Annotated in this window: 12 protein-coding genes and 2 pseudogenes; 4 read left to right on the top strand and 10 right to left on the bottom strand. The window is 63.3% G+C overall.

Annotated elements, in window-relative coordinates:
* Positions 1–93: 93 nt before the first annotated feature.
* Together FHS74_RS30635 and FHS74_RS25375 are read left to right on the top strand one after the other, a co-directional pair.
* Positions 94–373, top strand: a pseudogene (locus tag FHS74_RS30635) (integrase core domain-containing protein); the annotation flags it as partial.
* Between the two features lie 45 nt (positions 374–418).
* A pseudogene (locus tag FHS74_RS25375) lies at positions 419–625 on the top strand (transposase); the annotation flags it as partial.
* Positions 626–668: 43 nt separating this feature from the next.
* On the opposite strand, the gene FHS74_RS25370 reads toward FHS74_RS25375, so the two are convergent.
* From FHS74_RS25370 to FHS74_RS25345, 6 genes are all read right to left on the bottom strand, one after another.
* On the bottom strand, positions 669–2,501 hold the full coding sequence (locus FHS74_RS25370; protein ID WP_184807001.1) for a hypothetical protein: 1,833 nt from the start codon (positions 2,499–2,501) through the stop codon (positions 669–671).
* Positions 2,502–2,551: 50 nt separating this feature from the next.
* Positions 2,552–4,006, bottom strand: coding sequence for a M20/M25/M40 family metallo-hydrolase (locus FHS74_RS25365; protein ID WP_184806999.1), 1,455 nt, complete (start codon positions 4,004–4,006; stop codon positions 2,552–2,554).
* Positions 4,007–4,085: 79 nt separating this feature from the next.
* Positions 4,086–5,204, bottom strand: coding sequence for a phosphatidylinositol-specific phospholipase C1-like protein (locus tag FHS74_RS25360; RefSeq protein ID WP_184806997.1), 1,119 nt, complete (start codon positions 5,202–5,204; stop codon positions 4,086–4,088).
* 88 nt (positions 5,205–5,292) lie between these two features.
* Entirely contained in the window at positions 5,293–7,560 is a 2,268-nt protein-coding gene (locus FHS74_RS25355; protein WP_211106539.1) for a GH92 family glycosyl hydrolase, read from the bottom strand.
* 41 nt (positions 7,561–7,601) lie between these two features.
* Entirely contained in the window at positions 7,602–9,770 is a 2,169-nt protein-coding gene (locus tag FHS74_RS25350) for a TonB-dependent receptor (RefSeq protein WP_184806993.1), read from the bottom strand.
* 631 nt (positions 9,771–10,401) lie between these two features.
* Positions 10,402–11,091 carry a TetR/AcrR family transcriptional regulator gene (locus FHS74_RS25345; RefSeq protein ID WP_184806991.1) on the bottom strand — a complete coding sequence of 230 codons (690 nt, stop codon included), beginning with the start codon at positions 11,089–11,091 and terminating at the stop codon, positions 10,402–10,404.
* A 325-nt stretch (positions 11,092–11,416) separates the two neighbouring features.
* On the opposite strand from FHS74_RS25345, the gene FHS74_RS25340 reads away from it, so the two are divergent.
* Positions 11,417–13,243, top strand: coding sequence for a DUF885 domain-containing protein (locus FHS74_RS25340; protein ID WP_184806989.1), 1,827 nt, complete (start codon positions 11,417–11,419; stop codon positions 13,241–13,243).
* A gap of 58 nt (positions 13,244–13,301) precedes the next feature.
* Here the strand turns inward: FHS74_RS25340 and FHS74_RS25335 are convergent, their stop codons facing one another.
* On the bottom strand, positions 13,302–13,742 hold the full coding sequence (locus FHS74_RS25335) for a TM2 domain-containing protein (RefSeq protein WP_184806987.1): 441 nt from the start codon (positions 13,740–13,742) through the stop codon (positions 13,302–13,304).
* A gap of 138 nt (positions 13,743–13,880) precedes the next feature.
* Between FHS74_RS25335 and FHS74_RS25330 the strand changes: the two genes are divergently transcribed.
* Positions 13,881–14,579, top strand: a complete 699-nt coding sequence (locus FHS74_RS25330) for a phosphotransferase (RefSeq protein WP_184806985.1) — start codon at positions 13,881–13,883, stop codon at positions 14,577–14,579.
* Between the two features lie 16 nt (positions 14,580–14,595).
* Here FHS74_RS25330 and FHS74_RS25325 read toward each other — a convergent pair whose 3' ends face one another.
* From FHS74_RS25325 to FHS74_RS25315, 3 genes are read right to left on the bottom strand one after another with little or no spacing between them, the layout of a single operon-like run.
* Positions 14,596–15,015 (bottom strand): VOC family protein, encoded by a 420-nt coding sequence (locus FHS74_RS25325; protein WP_184806983.1) that lies wholly within the window; start codon positions 15,013–15,015, stop codon positions 14,596–14,598.
* A 58-nt stretch (positions 15,016–15,073) separates the two neighbouring features.
* Positions 15,074–16,519, bottom strand: a complete 1,446-nt coding sequence (locus FHS74_RS25320) for an efflux transporter outer membrane subunit (protein WP_184806981.1) — start codon at positions 16,517–16,519, stop codon at positions 15,074–15,076.
* Positions 16,519–19,665, bottom strand: coding sequence for an efflux RND transporter permease subunit (locus FHS74_RS25315; RefSeq protein ID WP_184806979.1), 3,147 nt, complete (start codon positions 19,663–19,665; stop codon positions 16,519–16,521). The genes FHS74_RS25320 and FHS74_RS25315 overlap by 1 nt, the downstream gene beginning before the upstream one ends.
* Positions 19,666–19,671 lie beyond the last annotated feature (6 nt).

Raw genomic sequence — 19,671 nt, 5'->3', positions numbered from 1 at the left:
CCTCCTATGCGCTACCGGGACAACCCGATTGCCAGCACATCACTGGGGTCCCTATTGGGCGCCGATACGGGGTCCCGTTACGCTGCCGATTGACAATCCAACGGCATCGTCGAGCGCCTGCACCGCACACTGCTGGACGAGCACTTCCGCGTCGAAGGCCGACGCACCTGGTTCGATACCATCGAGGACCCGAAGGGCAGCGCGGAGCAGCAAGATGCAGATCGTGCTCGACCAGTACCTGGTCGTCTACAATACCAAGCGGCCCCATCAGGGACGTGGCATGAAGGGGCGCACGCCCCTCCAGGCCTTCCGCGACGGTATCCCCAAACCACAGAAGGAGGCACCCGAAACCAACCTCAAACCCGCCGCCTGATAACCTCACATGAGGGGGCGACTGTCAGGGGATAACCATCTCTGTACACTCATGCCTTTGCCGCCCCGTTGCCCGGAACTTAACCCCGTCGAAAACCTCTGGCAGTTCATGCGCGACAACTGGCTCTCAAATCGCATCTTCCAGAACTATGACGCCATCGTCGACCACTGCTGCCACGCATGGAACAAACTCGTCGAACAGCCTTACCGCATCATGTCCATTGGACTGCGGCAGTGGGCACATGGGTCATAGTCAGCGCTCTTTGGTATAACTACTTTCGCCAGCCCCCGAGAAATTACCTGTTGTCTCCGTCATTCATTTCGCGAACGTCAGTGATGATGACGGATAAATGTCGTCGATCGGATGATGATGAAGGATCGATTTCCGCCGGAATAATGTACCCATCGGGCTTTAAATCGAATGTCACGATTTGATCACGTGGGGCATTGACGACAAACGTAAATCGCTTCCCTTTAATAATGTCATAGTTGCCAAGAAGTGTGCCGTTACCAAGTATTTGAATACTGGTTGTTGCGGTTTGGGGCGGGGCGAATCCAGAAATCTTCACTAATCCTGAAACTGGTGTGCGCAATGCCAATCGGGCGTTGGTGCCAATCCACCCGTCATTGTACCATTGTCCTATTTTTTCGGCGGTACTCAGATCTGTCCCAATATTTTGAAACATACTTAATTTATATTTTCGCAAAGTCTGATACGCCAGGAGGGTATTTTTCGGACTTTCCTGAAACATATTTAGCGTATCTGGCGTAACGTAATCAATCTGGAGGCCAACTTGCTTGGCTTGATTATAATTCGCGTAACGATAAGGTGATATTTTCCATTCGATCATGGTTGTATAAAGATGGCTCCCGCAAAGGCCGATGAGAGATACCAACCCAACAGACCGTATGGCATTTGGTATTTTGCGACTTTGCACTTTATTAGCCGTTTCCTTTGAGAAGCCGGCGACAAGGAATGCTAAAATAATGCCAACGTGACCAACGCCGGTGAAGGTTGTGTAGCGGCTCGACATGGCGACATCATAGCCGGAATTGAGGCGGCCAATTGTAATCATTGCCGATATTGTCAGTGAGAATACCATTAGAAGCAGGGGCAAATACGTACTCTTATAGATGCCTCTGTAAAAGAAAATAAAGATCGCAACTGCATACAGGGCAAAAAAAGCAATGCCATATAGAAATAAAGGGGCGTTAATGGCATTCCCAGATGCATCGCAGCCCAGCGCGCTAGATGCTAACGTAATCAGAAAGAATCCAAATATATGGCCAAATGAATTCTGAGACAGCACATTGAAAATTCCGCCATTAACAGCGCCGCTTCCACTAACCGCGATAAGGGCACCAATAAACACGCTAAGAAAAATTGGACATTGAGTGTAAATTGTTTCCTTTGTGCTGCTTTGGCTGTTATTTTTTCTTGAAAATATTATAAATGTAACCATGCAGAAGCACACGGCTGCAACAAATCCTAGATAATATTGCAAGAGGGGGGCCTGAATAAAAATAGATATTATGGGGAACATTATGCTAAATGAGAGTTTACGGTTTTGAGATCTGATGTTTTTGTCAAAATAAACAAAGCTGGCATATAACGGCAATATGCCCAACATATGAAGACTTCCGCCATTAAAAACTATGTTTTCCCATTGCGTAAGGCTGGTTGCCACAATCAAGGGCGCCACCACACCGAACAAGAATAAATAATATTTATTTGTCGTGCTGCGGTATTTCCCCCACACATAACGCGTTATTATGTAACATCCGCTCACTTGACCGATAATGCCAAGAGCCATGAAAAAGTGGGTGTTGAGCCGGAACAATGAGAGATCGAGAATAAATAGAAGGCTGCCGAAACCATGCCAGCTTCCATTATAGATTTTTAGGAAATCACTAAGATGAATATTTCCATTCTCGTAATTTTCAATTAAATCAACGAAGTATTTATTCATATAGTCTTGGTAAAGAATATTAATTGTTGTTCTGCTAATGTAATGAACAAGATAAATCAGCGCGGCAACATGTAATGCAGCGGCAATCATCTCAATTTTAATGATTCCGCCGAGAAATTTATTCGACGTTCGCGAACGTATTTTTTTTGATTTTTCCATTATCGCAATTCTCTCTGCATTTACAATTACGTCAAATGCCTGCTTGGCATTTACTTATTGAGGTAAGTTTTTACCACGCTGTACAAAAACTCCCGCCCCTCGAACAGCGAGCGCACGCGGATGCGTTCGTTCAGGCCGTGGACGCCGCTGCCGTCGGGGTCGCGGAACATGCCGCTGAGGCCGTAGGTGGCGATGCCGGCGGCGTTCAGGAAGCGGCCGTCGGTGGCGCCGGTGGATTGGGTGGGCACCACCGGCACGCCCGGCCACATCTGGGCAGCGACCTCCTTCACCGGGTTCAGCACCAGGGGTGTCAGGGCCGGCGGCGGGGAGACGGGGCTGGGGGCGCCCACCGCCGTCACCGTGATGGCCGGGTCGCCCAGCACCTTGACCAGGGTCTGACGCACCTCTTCCAGGGGCTGGCCGGGCAGGATGCGGCAGTTGACGTTGGCCTGGGCATGCTGGGGCAGGGCGTTGGGCGCGTGGCCGGCGTTGGCCATGGTGGCGACGCAGGTGGTGCGCAGCGTGCTGTTCCAGCCCGGATCCTGGCTGATGCGCGCGATCGCCGCTGGGTCGGGATTATCCTTGGTGATGGCCAGCATATCGGCGCCGATGGCGCCACCGATCACCGGCGCCATGGCGGTGAAGTAGGCCTTGGTCACCGGGTTCAGCGCCAGGGGGAAATCGAAGGCTGCCAGCCGGTTGAGGCCCGCTGCCAGGTGATAGATGGCGTTGTCCTTGGAGGGGCGCGAGCTGTGGCCGCCGGGGTTGGTCGTCTCCAGCGTGAAGTCCTGGTAGACCTTCTCCCCCGCCTGGATTTCCAGCGCCAGGTACTTTCCGTCCTTGTCCAGACGGCCGCCGGCCCCCTCGTTCAGGGCGAATTCCGCCTCCACCGCGTCGCGGTCATGGGCCAGCAGGTACTGCACGCCGTCGAAGGTGTCCGACGTCTCCTCGCCGCAGGTCAGCGCCAGCTTGAGGTCGCGCTTGGGCCGGAAGCCCTCCTGGCGCAGGCGGATCAGCAGATCGGCGAAGACGGCGGCCATGGCCTTGTCGTCGCTGCTGCCGCGCCCATAGAAATAGCCGTTCTCCTCCACCAGGGTGAAGGGATCGCGCTGCCAGTCCTCGCGCTTGGCCTCCACCACGTCGATATGGGCCAGCAGCAGGATGGGCTTGGCCGACTTGTCCGTGCCGGGCAGCACGGCCGCCAGCGCGCCATCCTTGGGCCGCCCTTCCGGCACCAGCACGCGCACGTCGGTCTTCTTCAGGCCGATGGCCGTCAGCTTGGCCGCGATGTTCTGCGCCGCCGCCGTGCAGCTGCCCACCGACAGGGTGGTGTTTGTCTGCACCAGCTGTTGGTACAGGTTGCGGAAGGCGACCCAGTCGGGGCGGGTCAGGTCGACCTTGACGCCCTCGGTCTTGGCCCCCTCCGCCGCCCGGGCGGTCCCGCCCAGGGTGAGGCTGATCGCCGTGCCGAGGGCGAGCGCCGCCGCCAGTGTCGTCTTCTTCATCACCCTGCCGCTTCCATGCTTGTTGCGTGCGGCAAAGAATAGATATTGGTTCCAGGCGCTTGGCAAGCGCCGCCGTGGCCTACCGGTCCAAACCGGTCGCCGGGCAGGTGGCGGGGGCCGTCACCGGATTGCAGCGCGCGGCCACCGTGCCCGGCAGGCTGACGACAAAGCCGCTGGCCGCCGGCTCGGAGGCCGGATAGTCGGTGCTGATGATCTGGGCCCCGCTGGCCAGCGCCATTTCCCGCCGGCGGGTGTCATTGGTCCGCGCCTCCTTGGTGTCGGCATCCGAGCGGGTGCGCACCAGATAGCCTTGGCGCACCAGGGCGGTGATGGCGTCACCGGGACCGTCATTCATTTCGATGAAGGCGGCGTCGTCGGTTCCGGTCTCGGCATTGGTGAAGGCGACGCGGCCCTTCAGGCTGGGATGCCCCTCCAGGTAGCGGGCGCTGATCTTCTTCTGATCCAGCAGGAAGACGACCTTGCCGCGCGCCTCATCCAGGCTGGGCCAGCCCTGCGCCCGCACGGCGGCGTTCAGGGTGGTGGCCGTGCCCCGGACCTGGTCGGGGGTGATGACCTCATCCGCCTTGAACACCGACAGGATTTCGCGGTCCAGCGCGTCCAGGCTGGCGGGGGTCAGCGCTTCCGGCTGGACCGTGGGGAAGGGCAGCGACAGGATCTCCTCCTTCGTTTCCAGCAGGATGAAAACGGGAACGTGGCCGGGGTGGGCCTGCGACCAGGCGCGGATTTCGGCCAGGCAGGCGGTGAAGGGCTGGCAGGTGCTGCGATAGTCGACATCCTGGACATGCATGACCTTGAAGCCGGGCTTGTCCATGACATGGTTGGGGTCGAAGGGCGGGTCGGCCGGCAGGCCCGCCCGCGCCACCAGGCCGGGGCCGGCGGGATGGGCGTACAGGCCACCCCGGGTGTCGGCATAGATGTCCAGCTCCACCTGGCGCACACCGGCCGACAGCTGCGCCGTCAGGGGCTGATGGTGATACTCCAGGGCCGCGTACTGCTCCGGGTTGGTCTTCTTCCACAGCGTCGATTCATTGGCGGCGATGCCGGCGTGATAGCTGTTGTGGGTGCCGATGACCTGGATCTGGTTCATCGCCACGGTGCTCGCGGGCGGCTTGGCGGCACAGGCGGCGAGGCCGAGGGTGGCGGCGCCGGCCAGCAGCAGGGAACGGGGGAAAGGCATGGGGGGAGCGTCTTCCGGAAATGGGGATGGGCGAAGGCTTAGCCGGTAATGGTTTCAGGCCTGTGACGGTGTCAGGCCCGGGACGGTGTCAGGGCTGCGGCGGTGGGACGCAGAGCATGGGCCGCTCGCCGGCTGGATCGGACAGGGACGGCGGCGGCGTGCCGGTGCCCCAGCGGGTGGGCTCCGGCCCCATGACGAGGTCCAGCACGCCGCCGTCCTTGATCTGGCCATGGCGGAACCAGTTGGTCTCCAGCGGCTGGCCGTTCAGGGTGGCGGACTGGACATAACGATTGAACCGCTCCCCATCCAGATTGTGGGCGATGATCCTGAAGTGCTTGCCGTTGCCCAGATCCAGGTCGGCCTCGGGAAAGCTGGGCGTGCTGATCAGGTAGATGTCCTGGCCGGCGTTGGGGAAGAAGCCCAGCATCTGGAAGATCAGCCAGCTGGACATGGCGCCGCTATCGTCGTTGCCGGGAATGCCGCCGTGGCTGCTCAGGAACTCCCGCTCCAGGGCGTAGACATTCATGTCGGCGGTGCGGTCCGGCCGGCCAATCCAGTTGTAGTAGAGCGGCAGCAGGAAGCCCGGCTCGTTCGACATGTCGAAATGCCGCTTCAGGAACAGGGTGTCCAGCCGGCGCAGGAAGCCGGCCTTGCCGCCGGACAGCGCCACCAGGCGGGCCACGTCATGGGGCGCGTACAGGGAATAGGTCCACTCATCCGCCTCATAGAAGAAGTCGGGCCAGGTGCCGCGCTTCAGGGTGTTGGGCTCCGCCCAGCTGCCATCGGGGTTCTTGGGCCGCAGGAAGCCCTTCACCCCCTCCTTGGTCAGGGTCGGGTCCCACAGATTGGCCCAGTTGCCGGACCGCTGGGCGTATAGCGTGGCGTCCTCCGTCCGGCCCAGGCCGCAGGCGACCTCGGCGATGGCGAAGTCGTCATAGGCGTATTCCACGGTGCGGGAGCCGGAGCGTTCGTTGGCCAGGCTCAGATAGCCCTTGGCGTTGTACTCCATCAGGCCGCCGCGACCCCATTTGCGCGGGTCCTGCGGCGGCACCTCCGCGTCCTTGCGCATGCCGGCGTAGGCGGTCTTGTAGTCGATGCCGGTCAGGCCCTTCACATAGGCGTCGGCGATGACCACCTCGGCGTTGCTGCCACCTTGCGTGCGGCCGGTGTCGTTGCCGCTGCGCCCATCGGGCAGGTAGCCCTCATGCCGGTAGATGTCGACCAGCGACCGCACCAGGTCGCGTTGCCGCTGTGGTGCGATCAGCGTGAACAGGGGGCCGGAGGTGCGGAAGGTGTCCCACAGGGTGTAGTAGTCGTCGTAGTAGGGTTCCGCCGAGGTCCAGCCGGGATTCTCACCCGTGCGGTCCGACGGCATCAGCATGGTGTGGTAGAGGGCGGTGTACAGCTGGCGGCGCTGGTCATCGCTGGCGCCCGACACGGTGATGGGCGACAGCGCCCGGTCCCAGGTGGTGGTCGCCCGGGCGCGGACGGCGTCGAAGTCCCAGCCGGGGGCCTCCTTCTCCACAGTGCGGCGGGCCTGGGTGGTGCTGACGAAGGACAGCCCCACCTTCACCTGCACCACGTCGTCGGGCTGGGTGGTGAAGTCGAAGCTGGCGCCGATGGGTTGGTCGCCCTCCACCTTGGCCGCCTTGTCCTCCGATGGTGTTCCACCCGCCCAGGTGCGCACCCGGGCGGGGGTGTGGTCGACCACCATATGGAAATACACCTTGTACTCACCGCCCTCGTTCCAGCCGCCGGTGTAGCGGCCGACGCCCTCGACGACCGTGGGCGAAACCACCGTCAGGTCGGCGCCCAGGAACTTCTGGGATTCGGCGCCCGGCCCCTTGCCCAGGATGGCCGCCAGGTTGACGGTGACGTGCGCGTCGCCCCCGGCCAGGAAGGTATAGCGGTGCAGGCCCACACGGGGGGTGGCCGTCAGCTCCGCCCGCGTCTGATAGCGGGTCAGGGTGGCGGCGTAGTAGCCGACCTTGGCCACCTCATCCACCCGCACCGACTTGATGTCGGCGGGGTTCATGTCGCCAGTGACGGGGGCCACCAGGATGTTGCCGTACTTGCCGGCGGCGCCGCTCAGGTGCAGGTGGCTGAACCCCAGCACCCGCCCCGTGCCGGCATAGCCGGAGCCGATGTGGAAACCGTCGAAGGTCTCCATGTCCGGGCCGACCTTGACCATGCCGAACGGCAGGGCGGCACCCACGAAAACCTCTCCGCCCCAGTCGATGCCGAGATAGGGGTAGACGGACTGGCTGGGCCCGGCCGGGCCTCCATCAGCCGCCTGTGCGGGGGCGCTGGCGACGGCCAAAAGGACGGTGGAGGCCAGCAGGATCTTCTTCAACATCGGCATCGCTCCGGCGGATGGTGGATTGGGGGTGCGGCTTGTCAAAATCCGACGGTGACGGTGCCCATGTAATTGCGGCCCGGCAGGTAGTAGAAGGTTGGGTTGGTCAGGTTGCCGCTGCCCTCGGTGGCGGTGCGGTTATTGAACAGGTTGTTGACCATGAAGCTGACCTTCAGCCGGTCGCCCATCTTGTAGCCCACCACCACGTCGCTGAACTGATAGTCCGGCAGCTTGACGTTGGGGTTGCCGTCCGCGCGCTGGCCAGTGCCGGCGTAGCGGGTGCCGACATACTTGGTCAGGAAGGATCCGAACCATTCGTCCTTGTCGTACATCAGGCCATAGGCCAGCGTGCTGCTGGGGGCGTTGGCGATCTGCAGGCCGGTGGCCTTGACCGCGGCGCTGTTCAGGCTGCCGTTGGCGGTGACGGCCAGGCCGTCGATCAGGGTGTAGGTCACCTCCGCCTCGATGCCCTTATAGATGACGCCGCCCTGGTTGAAATAGACGGTGGTGTTGGCGATGCCGTTCACCGTTTCCAGGTCGCTGCCGATCTTGTTGCGGAAGTTGATGTAATAGCCGTCGAGGTCGGCCACCAACCGGTCGGTCTTGTAGACGATGCCGGTCTGGTAATTGATGGTCTGCTGCGGGCTGACGCGATTGGCGCTGGACCCGGTGCTTTCCAGCACGCTGACCTGCGGCGCCTGGAAGCCCATGGCCCACTGGCCATACACCGCGATCTGGTCGTTGACGCGGTAGTTGACCATGGTGGAGCCCAGGTCGGCGCTGTAGTCGCCCCGGTTGTTGTAGGGAAGGAAGTTCAGCGTGCCCTGGAAGGTGCGCGAGAAATCGATGTGCTTGAAACCGGGGATGATGGTCAGGTCGGGAAGCGGGTGCCATTCCAGCTCCACGAAGGGCTGGGTCGTGTCGCTTTCGGTGACGTAGTTGTTGATGACGCTGCCATATTTCTTATAGGGCGTCAGGGCGCTGATGACCCCGGTCGACAGATTGTATGACTGTTGGAATTGGGTGTCGCGGGCATGTTCCGCCCAGACACCGGCCCGGACCGTGGTGGTGAGGAAGCCTTCCCCCACGTCCTTTTCCAGCTTGGCGATGTCACCCCACGCCCGATAATACCCCTGGTTATGGACACCGGGCACGCCAGTGGACAGCAGGGCCGCGTTGGGGGTGGCGCCGGTCTGGTCGGCGCCGGCGATGGCCTTGTCATCCAGGGCGTAGGTGTAGGCCTTGTTGTCGACGCGCAGGAAGCCCAGGTCGCTCTGCACGCCGATGTACTCGAAGTCCGCCTTGCGGTGGTCGACGTTGTCGTCCTTGAACTGCTGCGAGTTTGGGTCATCGGTGAGGTTGGCGAAGGACTTGCCGTACTTGGCCGTGGCCGCCCGCGTCTGCTGGGTGAAGTTGTTCCAGGTCAGGTCGCTGTAATCGGCGAACAGGGTGACGGTGGTGGCGGCGCCCACCGGCTGCTGCACCTTGACCAGGGCGTTATCGCGGTTCAGGCCGGCATAGTTCAGCAACCCGTCCGACTGGGTGTGGTCATAGTCCAGCAGGACGCGGGTGCCCTGGGTGTCGGTGATGGCGCCACTGTTCACGGCGCCGTTGCCTTCAAAGCCGGCGCCGCTGCCGAAGCCCACCATGGCCTTGCCGCCGAAGCTGTCCGTCGGGGTGGCGGAGGACAGGGCCATGGTGCCGCCGAAGGTGGCGTTGCCCACCGTGCTGGCGGTGCCGGGGCCGCGGTCCACCACCACATGGTCCAGGGTGGGGGCCGGGAAGAACGAGGTGGTGGCGTGGCCGAAGGCGTTGGGGTCGCCGAACGGGATGCCGTCGAAGGTGACGTTGTACTCACCATCCTGGAAACCGCGCACGGTGGCGTTCTTGCTGGACAGGCCCATGCCATTGGGGCTGGAACTGCTGGCGCTGGGCGCGAACTGGGCGATGGCCAGATAATCGGATATGGGCGAGGCCACGTCCTGGATGAAATGGCTGTTCAGCAGGGACTGTGGTTGCACTGCCGACAGCGAGGCCTGGCCGATCGCCAGGTTGGCCGCTGTGCCGCGTTCCCGATCCGCATTCACCACCACCTCGGGAAGAGGGGTATCCGCATCGGCTGTGGCGGCGGGGGCGTCGGCCGCTCGGCTGGTGGCGAGGGGGATGCCCAGCGTCAGGAGGGAGGTGCTGAGAAGAAGGAGGCGGCGCATGAAAGGGGGCTCCATTGAGGCCATGCAAGGCCATTCACCCGTCCGCATGCGGGACGGGTGGGCCGGTTGTCGTGAGAACGGCGATCCGCGCCCGGGGGGTGGACCGGGGGGTGGATCGGCCGCCTAAAGAATAGGCAAATTGAAAAATTAAATCGGATGCGACGGTCGCGATTTCGCTGGCGAAATCGCGTGCCTTCATAAAACTTTGAATTCAAATACTGATTATATCGTGTAATACGGAATCAGATTGATGAAGAGAATTCGGATGTGTCCAGTATCATCCAATTCCACCTTAGGGTGTCGGCCAGATTTTCTGGTTGTTACTGCATTCGGTAGCGAAAGCTATCGAATAAGTTTTGCGGATTTATGTCAGAGCCGTTTATTTTTCTTGAGCCCTCGACCGGACGCGCTGAAGGTGTGACTTCGCCATCACGCGGCTCCGAAGCGTTCGCGACGTGCGTGGGGGAATTGGGAAAAAGGGGTTAAAGTCCTTAGGGTGCGGTCCGATCACCTGTGATCGCGGCCCGCTCTATAGCCGGCTGCGTTTAATCGGAACCACAGCCGGCTATAGCTGAGTCTGTCCGCGAGCAGCTTCACGCCCAAAGGCGATGCCGCCTTTGGGCGATCTGTTCTAATCGGCCGGAAGCAGCGCCGCTTCACGCTCAGCGAATTTCCCGAAATAGCGGACCACCATCTCCGCGATTTCCCGGTTGATCAGGTTGTCGTCAATTCCGGGTTCATCGAACACCATTTCGGTGGCGCCATACATGACCTCCACCGTCAGCCGGGTGGCGAGGCGCAGTTCGGCCTCGCTGGTGTGGGGGTAATGGCCGCGGACCTCCTGGAAGGACCGCTCGGCCACGAAATTGTGTGATTCCAGGCGCACCTGCTGCAACACCGGCACGGCGCGCAGCGCCCGCAGGACCCAGACGCCGCCGGGGAATTCCCGCGTGGTGGCGTTGATGATCTCCTGGATCTGGCGCAGGCGCTCGGCCTGTTGCTGCGGCGTGTGGTGCGTGGGCACGGGGTGGTTGGCCCGTACCCAGGTCAGATACGCCTCGTTCATCAGCTCCATCAGCCGCACGCCCAATTCCTTCAGCACGGCGTACTTGTTGGGAAAATAACGGTACAGTGCCGGCGGGGTCAGGCCGGCGCGGGCGCAGATCAGATTGGTGGACAGTCGCTCTATCCCCACCTCGCCCAACAAGGCGGCGGTGACCGCCAGAATGGTTTCCAGTGTATCGATGGACCGCTTTTGAACCGGTGTCTGCTTTTTGCTCAGATCTGGCACAGGCACCACATCGATATCGCGGGACGGCATTGCTTGTCCTAGCCTGCGGCCTTGAACGCCGGATTTTCATTGGGGAATGTCGCGGCCGCACTCTAGGCGGCGGCGGGGTCACATTCAAGCCCCGGCGCCAATCGGCGCGGCGGTTTCGTTTTCCGGCCTTCCCCGTCCGATTCGGCGCGCCGTGGCGGGGGACGCCGGCGCCACCGGCGGTGCGGGATTGGTGGCCGGACAATTTATGATGGATTGCGATCCCCCGACGCCCGGTGAATGGGCCGGCCGGATGTTTGATGACGGGCCACTCTTTCAAGCATCAAAATTTTGCGCATACTCTGCCCCAAACAGTTGGGAGAGCTTCATGTTCAATCGTCGCCATTTCCTGGCCGGCAGTTCCGCCGTGGCCATGACGGCCGCCATGCCCGCCTGGGCGCAGGGTCCGGCATCTCCGGGCGCCGGCGCCGCGCTGACGGCGCTGTTGGAGACCTTCTTTCAAGAGGATTTGCGCCGCCGGCCGGAGGCCGCCACCAACCTGGGCCTGGATACCGGCGATCTGGCGGTCTTGCGCGGCCGTCTGGGCGACCGTTCCGCCGCCGGTCAGGCGGCGGAACGGGAAGCAGCCGCCAGCCAGATGCGCCGCCTGGCGGGCATCGACCGCCGAAGCTTGAGCGGCATCGACGCCGTCAACTACGACTGCGTCGCCTACGTCCTGTCCAACCGGCTGGAAACCTACAAGCGCTTCGATTTCGGCCGGCCGGGGGAGCGCTCGCCCTACGCCATCAGCCAGCTCACCGGCTGCTATCAATCCACACCCACCTTCCTGGACACCAAGCATCCCATCAACACCCAGGACGACGCCGAGGCCTATCTGTCCCGGCTGGAGGCTTTCGCCACCGCCCTGGACCAGGATACCGACCGGCTGGACCATGACCGCGACGCCGGCGTGATCGCGCCGGACTTCCTTCTGGATACGACGCTGGCCCAATTGCGCGCCCTGCGCGTGGACGCCGACAAGTCCGACCTGGTGTCCTCCGTCGCCCGCCGGGCCAAGGCCAAGGGGATCGAGGGTGACTGGGCGGCGCGGGCCGCCGGCATCTATACCGCGACGGTGCTGCCGGCCCTGGACCGCCAGGTCGCGGCGGTGGAGACGGCGCGCAGGCGGGCGACCCATGATGCCGGCGTCTGGCATGTCAAGGACGGTGACGCCTGGTACGCCGATGGCCTGCGCGCCAACACCACCACCAACCTGTCGCCGAAAGAGGTGCACCAGATCGGCCTGGACCAAGGGCGCGAGATCAGCGCCCGCCTTGACGCCGTGCTGAAGGCGCAAGGGCTGACCAAGGGCACGGTGGGGCAGCGTATCAAGGCGCTGTATCAGGATCCCGCCTCCTTCTATCCGAAGACGGAGGAGGGCAAGGCCCAGCTGATCGCCGACTTGGGCACGCGCCTGGCCGACGTGGTCGGCCATCTGCCCCGGTATTTCTCCACCCTGCCCAAGGCCAAGGCCGAGGTGAAGCCGGTGCCGTCCCAGATCGACGCGGGCGCGCCGCTGGCCTATTACCAATCACCGTCGCTGGACGGCAGGCGGCCGGCCACCATTTACTTCAACCTGCATGACACGGGCGAATGGCCCAAATGGGCGCTGCCCTCCACCCTTTACCATGAGGGCATCCCCGGCCATCACTTGCAGGTGGCGCTTGCGCAGGAGACGCCGGGCATCCCCCGCTATCGCTCCAACATGTTCTTCTCGGGATATGGCGAGGGTTGGGCCCTCTATGCCGAGCAGCTGGCCGACGAGATGGGCCTCTATGACAAGGAGCCCATGGGCCGCATCGGCTATCTGAAGTTCCTGCTGTTCCGGGCCGGCCGCTGCGTCATCGACACCGGGATGCACCATGAGCGATGGACCCGCGAGCAGGCGGTCAAATACATGGTGGACCTGATCGGTGACACGGAAAGCGCCATGACGCGCGAGACCGACCGCTATTGCGCCTGGCCTGGCCAGGCCTGCAGCTACAAGATCGGCCACACCATGTGGGTCCGACTGCGTGACCAGGCGCGGAAGGAACTGGGGCCGAAGTTCGATATCCGCGAATTCCACCACGCCGGCCTGGCCTCGGGCAGCATGCCGCTGGACGTGCTGTCCCTGGTCATCCGTGATTACATCACGGCGCGCAAGGCGGTGTGATGCCGCTGATGGGCATCAGGAAATGGGGGCCCGGTTCCTACCGGGCCCCCATTTCATCTCAGAACCAGGCGCGCTTGCCGCGCACATACACGGCCTCGAACTCTTCGTCCGATTTCACAATGTAGAGGATGCCCTCGATCAGGGCGATCAGGCCGATAACGACCGAGGGGATACCCAGGGCGATGAAGCCGAACAGGAACACCAGCAGCATGATGAGGCCGGCGGCGTTGTAGCCCAGATAGAATTTGTGGATGCCGAAGGTGCCCAGGAAGAAGGCCAGCAGGCAGGCGACCAGCTTGTTCTTCTCCATGGGTGCCGCCGCCACGGCGTAGACCTGCTGGGCTATGCCGTCGGTGCCGATGAAATCGACTTTCCGGCCGCTCAGCGGCTCCACCTCCGACCGCCAGTCGGCGCTGCGGAAGGCATAGCGCTGACCATCGGCGCCACTGATGATACCGTCGCCGGTCTGGGCGGAATAGGAAAGTATGGTTCCTAGCATTGTTCTTCCAACCTATGCCTGCATGGCCGACGCCCCCCCGGTGCCGGCATCCGCAGGTAGAGTAAACGCACGGCGAGAGCCGGGGAAGGGTTGCGCTTCGTTACTGTGGGCTGAAGAGCGATGCGGGGTGGGGGAAGGATGGGCATGAAAGCGGCAACAGGCGAGGAGGTGGCGCTGCGCGGTGGCAGGACGACCCCTGGAATCGTTCGCGTCGGGGACACGGTACGTCGTCCCCGGCAAGCCAATCACCGATTCGTCCGCCACCTTCTGGAACATCTCGCGGCCTCGGGGTTCGATGGCGTGCCCAGGCATCTCGGCCAGGACGAAGCGGGGCGCGAAATCTTTTCCTTCATCGAGGGAGATGTTCCGGACGAATTGGGATTTATCAGCGACGACGCCCTTCACGACGCAGCGACCCTTATCCGGCGATTCCACGACCTGGGCGCCGATCTGGCGGCGGCCTCTCAAGTGGGAGCCGAGGTCATCTGTCACAACGATCTTTCACCCTGCAACTTCGTGTTCCGGGCGGAGATTCCGGTGGCCATGATCGATTTCGACGCCACGGCGCCGGGAACCAGGGCCTGGGATCTGGGCTATGCCGCCTGGCTATGGCTGGATCTTGGATCGACGGACGTGGCGCCGGCGGCGCAGCGGCGGCGCCTTGATCTGTTCGCGGATGCCTATGGTGACATCGCGACTCCGACGATCCTGGGCGCGACAATGGAACGGCAGGAGACGTTGGCCATGGAAGCGCGGCGGCAGGGCAAGCGCGATATGGCGGACTGGGCGATGCACTGCCTGCACTGGACGCGGCGCCACGCGGTCGACCTGGAGTGATCCCTCCCCGCCGGGCCTATCCCCTCAGGGCCCAAGGGTCGTAGCTGCCCACGTGCCACAGGTGCCCCTCCGGATCGCGGCAGCTGAAGCCACGACCGCCATAGGGCTTGTCCTCGATGTCGGAGACGATGGTGGCGCCGGCAGCCTTGGCACGCTCACAGGCGGCGTCGGGGTCGGCCACCACCAGGTTGACGCTCTGGGTGCAGTAGCCGCCCACCTCGTCCGGCATGCGGATCAGGTCACCATAGAAGGTGCCGCGTGGGGGCAGGGTGCCGATCATGATCATGCCGGTGCCCAGCGTCAGCTCGGCATGCAGGATGGTGTCGCCGGGGCCGGGATAGACGGCGTGCTCGGCGAAGCCGAAAACCGTCACCAGCCAGTCGAGGGCGGCGCGGGCGTGGCGGTAGCTGATGGAAACGGTGACGGTGGGGGACATCTTGTGCGCCTCCTCATGCGGCCGATGCGCCGGCCGCATGAGGATAGCATCACGGGGTTTACTCGGTAACCGGTGCGGTTTCCGACCCGCCCAGCACCTTGAACAGGGTGACCCGGTTTTCCAGCAGCGACAGCTGCACGGCGATACGGTTCTGCTGGGCGCTGTACAGGCTGCGCTGGGCGTCCAGCAGGGTCAGGAAGCTGTCGATGCCGCGGTCATAGCGCTTGGTCGACAGGTCGTAGGTCAGCTGCGTGGACTTGACCAGCGAGGTCTGGGCCGCCAGTTGCCGGTCCAGCGTGCCCCGTGCGGCCAGCGCGTCCGACACTTCCTTGAACGCGGTCTGCACGGCCTTCTCATAGTTGGCCACGTCGATGTCGCGCGTGGCCTTGGCCGAATCCAGGTTGGCCTGGTTCTTCCCGTTGTCGAAGATGGGCACGCTGACGCTGGGGCCGAAGCTCCATGAACTGCTGCCCGGTGCGAACAGGTCGGTCAGGCCGGTGCTGGCGGTGCCGGCGCTGCCCGTCAGGCTGATGGTGGGGAAGAAGGCGGCGCGGGCGGCGCCGATGTTGGCGTTGGCCGCCTTCAGCGTGTGCTCCGCCTCGCGGATGTCCGGCCGGCGGAGCATCAGGTCGGCCGGCAGGCCGGCGGGCAAATCGCCCAGCACGTCCTGATCGTCCAGGCTGGCACCTTCGATCTCGGCGTCGGTCAGGGGCGCCCCCACCAGCAGCTCCAGGGCGTTGCGATCCTGCGCCACCTGGCGGCTGTACTGCTCCAGATTGGCGCGGGCGGTATCCACCGCCGTTTGCGACTGCGCCAGGTCCAGGGCGGAACTGCTGCCCCGGTCGAACATGCGCTGGTTGCGTTCCAATGTCGCCAGCTGGGTCTTCAGCGTCTCCTGCGTCAGGGCCAGCAACTGCCGGTCCGACACCAGGGTCTGATAGGCGTTGGCCACCTCGGCGATCAGGGACAGGCGGGTGCTGGCCGTCGCCTCCGTCGTTGCCAGGTATTGCTCCAGCGCCTGTTGCGACAGGCTGTGAACCCGGCCGAACAGGTCCAGCTCATACGAGGTCACGCTGACATTCGCGGAGGAGCTGTTGCCGGTTATGGGCCGCCCCGTGCCGCTGACGGAGGCAGGGGTGCGCGACCGGGTGGTGGAGCCCCCCGCGTTCAGCGTGGGCAGGGTCGCCGCGTCCTGGACACGATAGGTCGCGCGCGCCACCTCGATGTTCAGCAGTGCCACGCGCAGGTCGCGGCTGTTTTCCAGGGTCTTGGTGATCAGGGCCTGCAGGCGGGGACCGCGGAACACCGCCTTCCAGCTGTCAGCGCCCTGCAAGGGCGAGGTGGCCGCCGGCGTGGCGGCCCCCTCATACGCCTGGCCGGTGGGCCAGGCGTTGGGCACGGGATTGGCGGGCCGGGTGTAGTCCGGCGCCAGGGAGCAGGCGGAGATCAACATCAGGGCGGTCAACGCCGTGATGCGATGGGATAGGGTCGTTTTCACGGGCATCACGGATGTCCTGCGGTGTCGGGGGCCGGGGAGGCTGCGGCGGGCCGCTTGCCAAAACGCCGGAGGACCGAGACGAAGAAGACGGGGACGAAGAAGACGGCCAGGACGGTGGCGGAGATCATGCCACCCATCACGCCCGTGCCGATGGCGTTCTGCCCGCCCGAACCGGCGCCGTTGGAAATGGCCAGCGGCAACACGCCCAGGATGAAGGCGAAGGACGTCATCAGGATGGGACGCAGGCGTTGTTTGCTGGCCGTCACGACCGAGGTGACCAGGTCGTGGCCGGCCTCATACTGTTCCTTGGCGAACTCCACGATCAGGATGGCGTTCTTGGCGGACAGGCCGATGGTGGTCAACAGGCCCACCTGGAAGTAGACGTCGTTGGACAAGCCGCGCAGCGTGGCCGCCGCCACCGCGCCGATGACGCCCAGGGGTACCACCAGGATCACGGAGACGGGAATGGCCCAGCTTTCATAAAGGGCCGCGAGGCAGAGGAAGACCACGATCAGGGAGATGGCGTACAGGGCGGGGGCCTGCGATCCGGCCAGGCGCTCCTCATACGACAGGCCCGTCCATTCAAAGCCAACACCCGGGGGCAGCTTGGACGCCAACTGCTCCATGGTGGTCATGGCCTCACCGGTGGTGTGGCCAGGCGCCGGCACACCCTGGATGTCGCGGGACGACACGCCGTTATACCGTTCCAACTGGGGCGAACCATATTCCCAGTACGCGCTGCTGAAGGACGAGAAGGGCACCATCTGGTTGTTGGATCCGCGTACGTACCAGCGGCTGATGTCGCTGGGCAGCATGCGGAACTGGGCGTCGGACTGGGCGTAGACCTTCTTCACGCGGCCGTTGTCGATGAAGTCGTTTACGTAGGCCGATCCCCAGGCGGTCGACAGCGTGGTGTTGATGTCGCTGATCGACAGGCCCAGGGCTTCCGCCTTGGTTTGATCCACTTTGATGCGGAGCTGGGGCACGTCTTCCAGCCCGTTGGGGTGGACCTGCATCAGCACGGGGCTCTGCGCCGCCATGCCCAGCAACTGATTGCGCGCGGCCATCAGCTTGTCATGGCCCAGGCCGACCCGGTCAACCAGTTCGAAGTCGAAGCCCGACGCGTTGCCCAGTTCGATCACGGCGGGGGGCAGGATGGTGTAGATGGACGCGTCGCGGAAGGCCATCAGCTTCATCATCGCCCGTTGGGCGATGGCCGCCGCCTTCTGATCCGGCCGCTTGCGTTCCGACCAGTCACGCAAGTTGACGAAACCCAGGGCGGAGTTCTGGCCGCGGCCGGCGAAGTTGAAGCCGACGACCGTGAACAGGCCCCTCACATTGTCCTTTTCGTCGACCAGGAAGTGCTTTTCCATGGCCTTGGCCGCTTCCAGCGTGCGCTCGGCGGTGGCGCCGGGCGGCGTGGCGGCCTGGACGAACAGGAACCCCTGGTCCTCGTCAGGGAGGAAGGCGGAAGGCAGGCGGGAGAACAGCAGTCCCATGCCGACGACGATGAGGCCGTAGACCAACAGATACCGAACCGTACGCCGGCTGACATGGCCAACGGCGCCGCCGTAGCCCTCGGACATGCGGTTGAAGCCGCGGTTGAACCAGCCGAACACGCCGGTCTGGATGCCGCCTTCGCCATGATGGGCCGCCGGCTTCAGCAAGGTGGCGCACAGGGCGGGGGTCAGCACCAGGGCCACCAGCACCGACAGGGCCATGGCCGAAACGATGGTCAGTGAGAACTGGCGGTAGATCGCGCCGGTGGACCCGGCGAAGAAGGCCATGGGCACGAACACGGCTGACAACACCATGGCGATGCCGACCAGGGCGCCGGTGATCTGGGTCATGGACTTGCGCGTGGCCTCGCGGGGGGACAATCCCTCCTCGCTCATCACGCGTTCGACGTTTTCAACCACCACGATGGCGTCATCGACCAGCAGGCCGATGGCCAACACCATGGCGAACATCGTCAAGGTGTTGATGCTGAACCCAAAAGCCGACAGCACACCGAAGGTGCCCAGCAGCACCACCGGGACGGCGATGGTCGGGATTATGGTGGCCCGCCAGCTTTGCAGGAAGACGTACATGACGATGAAGACCAGGACGACGGCTTCCGCCAGCGTCTCCACCACGTCATGGATGGACAGGCGCACGAAGGGGGTGGTGTCGTAGGGGTAGGCCACTTCCAGCCCTTCGGGGAAGAAGGGTTTCATCTCCTCAATCTTGGCGAGGATGGCCTTTTCCGCCTGCAGGGCGTTGGCGCCGGTGGTCAGCTTGATGGCCAGGCCAGCACCGGGGTGGCCGTTGTACCGCGCCATGGTTTCATAGTTGTTGCTGCCCAGTTCGACGCGCGCCACGTCCTTCAGGCGTACCCGCGACCCGTCGGCGTTCACGCGCAGCACGATCTCGGCGAACTGCTCAGGCTTTTCCATGCGCGTCTGCGCGATGATGGTGGCGTTCAGCTGCTGGCCCTTGGTCGCGGGCAAGCCACCCACCTGGCCGGCGGAAACGGCCTTGTTCTGCACGCTGATGGCGCTGGTGACATCGGCCGCGGTCATCTGCACGGCCGCCAGCTTGGTCGGGTCCAGCCAGATGCGCATAGCGTGCTGCGGTCCGAACAGGGTGATGTCGCCCACGCCGTCGATGCGGCTGATGGGGTCCTGCAGGTTGGACGCGACATAGTCGCCGACGTCCGTGTCCGTCAACTGCCCGGTGGGGGAGTAGAAGGCCAGGATCATCAGGAAGTTCTTGGCGGCCTTGCTGACCTGCACGCCCTGCTGCTGCACTTCGGTCGGCAGCAAGGGGGTGGCCAGGCTCAGCTTGTTCTGGACCTGGACCTGGGCGATGTCGGGGTCGGCCTCGGCGTTGAACGTCAGCGTGATGGTGACGTTGCCGGAGCTGTCGCTGGTGGAACTCATATAGCGAAGATGATCGATGCCGTTCATCTTCTGCTCGATCACCTGGGTGACCGTGTCTTCCAAGGTCTTGGCCGAGGCGCCGGGATAGCTGGTGGTGATCGCCACCGAAGGCGGGGCGATACGCGGGAACTGTTCGATGGGCAGGGTGTTGATTGCCAGGGCGCCGGCCAACATGATGACGATGGCGATAACCCAGGCGAACACCGGCCTGTCTATGAAGAATCTTGACATGATCGG

It is taken from the genome of Nitrospirillum iridis (assembly GCF_014205765.1).
Classification (GTDB): Bacteria; Pseudomonadota; Alphaproteobacteria; order Azospirillales; family Azospirillaceae; genus Nitrospirillum; species Nitrospirillum iridis.
The sequence above is the reverse complement of the archived record's forward strand: the minus strand, read 5'-3'. Positions and strand labels throughout refer to the sequence as shown.

Excerpts from the sequence above, each read along its gene's own strand:
- FHS74_RS25345 (WP_184806991.1), bottom strand. The coding sequence starts at position 11,091 with ATGCCGTCCCGCGATATCGATGTGGTGCCTGTGCCAGATCTGAGCAAA.
- FHS74_RS25325 (WP_184806983.1), bottom strand. The coding sequence starts at position 15,015 with ATGTCCCCCACCGTCACCGTTTCCATCAGCTACCGCCACGCCCGCGCC.
- FHS74_RS25335 (WP_184806987.1), bottom strand. The coding sequence starts at position 13,742 with ATGCTAGGAACCATACTTTCCTATTCCGCCCAGACCGGCGACGGTATC.
- FHS74_RS25365 (WP_184806999.1), bottom strand. The coding sequence starts at position 4,006 with ATGAAGAAGACGACACTGGCGGCGGCGCTCGCCCTCGGCACGGCGATC.
- FHS74_RS25350 (WP_184806993.1), bottom strand. The coding sequence starts at position 9,770 with ATGCGCCGCCTCCTTCTTCTCAGCACCTCCCTCCTGACGCTGGGCATC.
- FHS74_RS25360 (WP_184806997.1), bottom strand. The coding sequence starts at position 5,204 with ATGCCTTTCCCCCGTTCCCTGCTGCTGGCCGGCGCCGCCACCCTCGGC.
- FHS74_RS25355 (WP_211106539.1), bottom strand. The coding sequence starts at position 7,560 with ATGTTGAAGAAGATCCTGCTGGCCTCCACCGTCCTTTTGGCCGTCGCC.
- FHS74_RS25330 (WP_184806985.1), top strand. The coding sequence starts at position 13,881 with ATGGGCATGAAAGCGGCAACAGGCGAGGAGGTGGCGCTGCGCGGTGGC.
- FHS74_RS25340 (WP_184806989.1), top strand. The coding sequence starts at position 11,417 with ATGTTCAATCGTCGCCATTTCCTGGCCGGCAGTTCCGCCGTGGCCATG.
- FHS74_RS25370 (WP_184807001.1), bottom strand. The coding sequence starts at position 2,501 with ATGGAAAAATCAAAAAAAATACGTTCGCGAACGTCGAATAAATTTCTC.
- FHS74_RS25320 (WP_184806981.1), bottom strand. The coding sequence starts at position 16,519 with ATGCCCGTGAAAACGACCCTATCCCATCGCATCACGGCGTTGACCGCC.
- FHS74_RS25315 (WP_184806979.1), bottom strand. The coding sequence starts at position 19,665 with ATGTCAAGATTCTTCATAGACAGGCCGGTGTTCGCCTGGGTTATCGCC.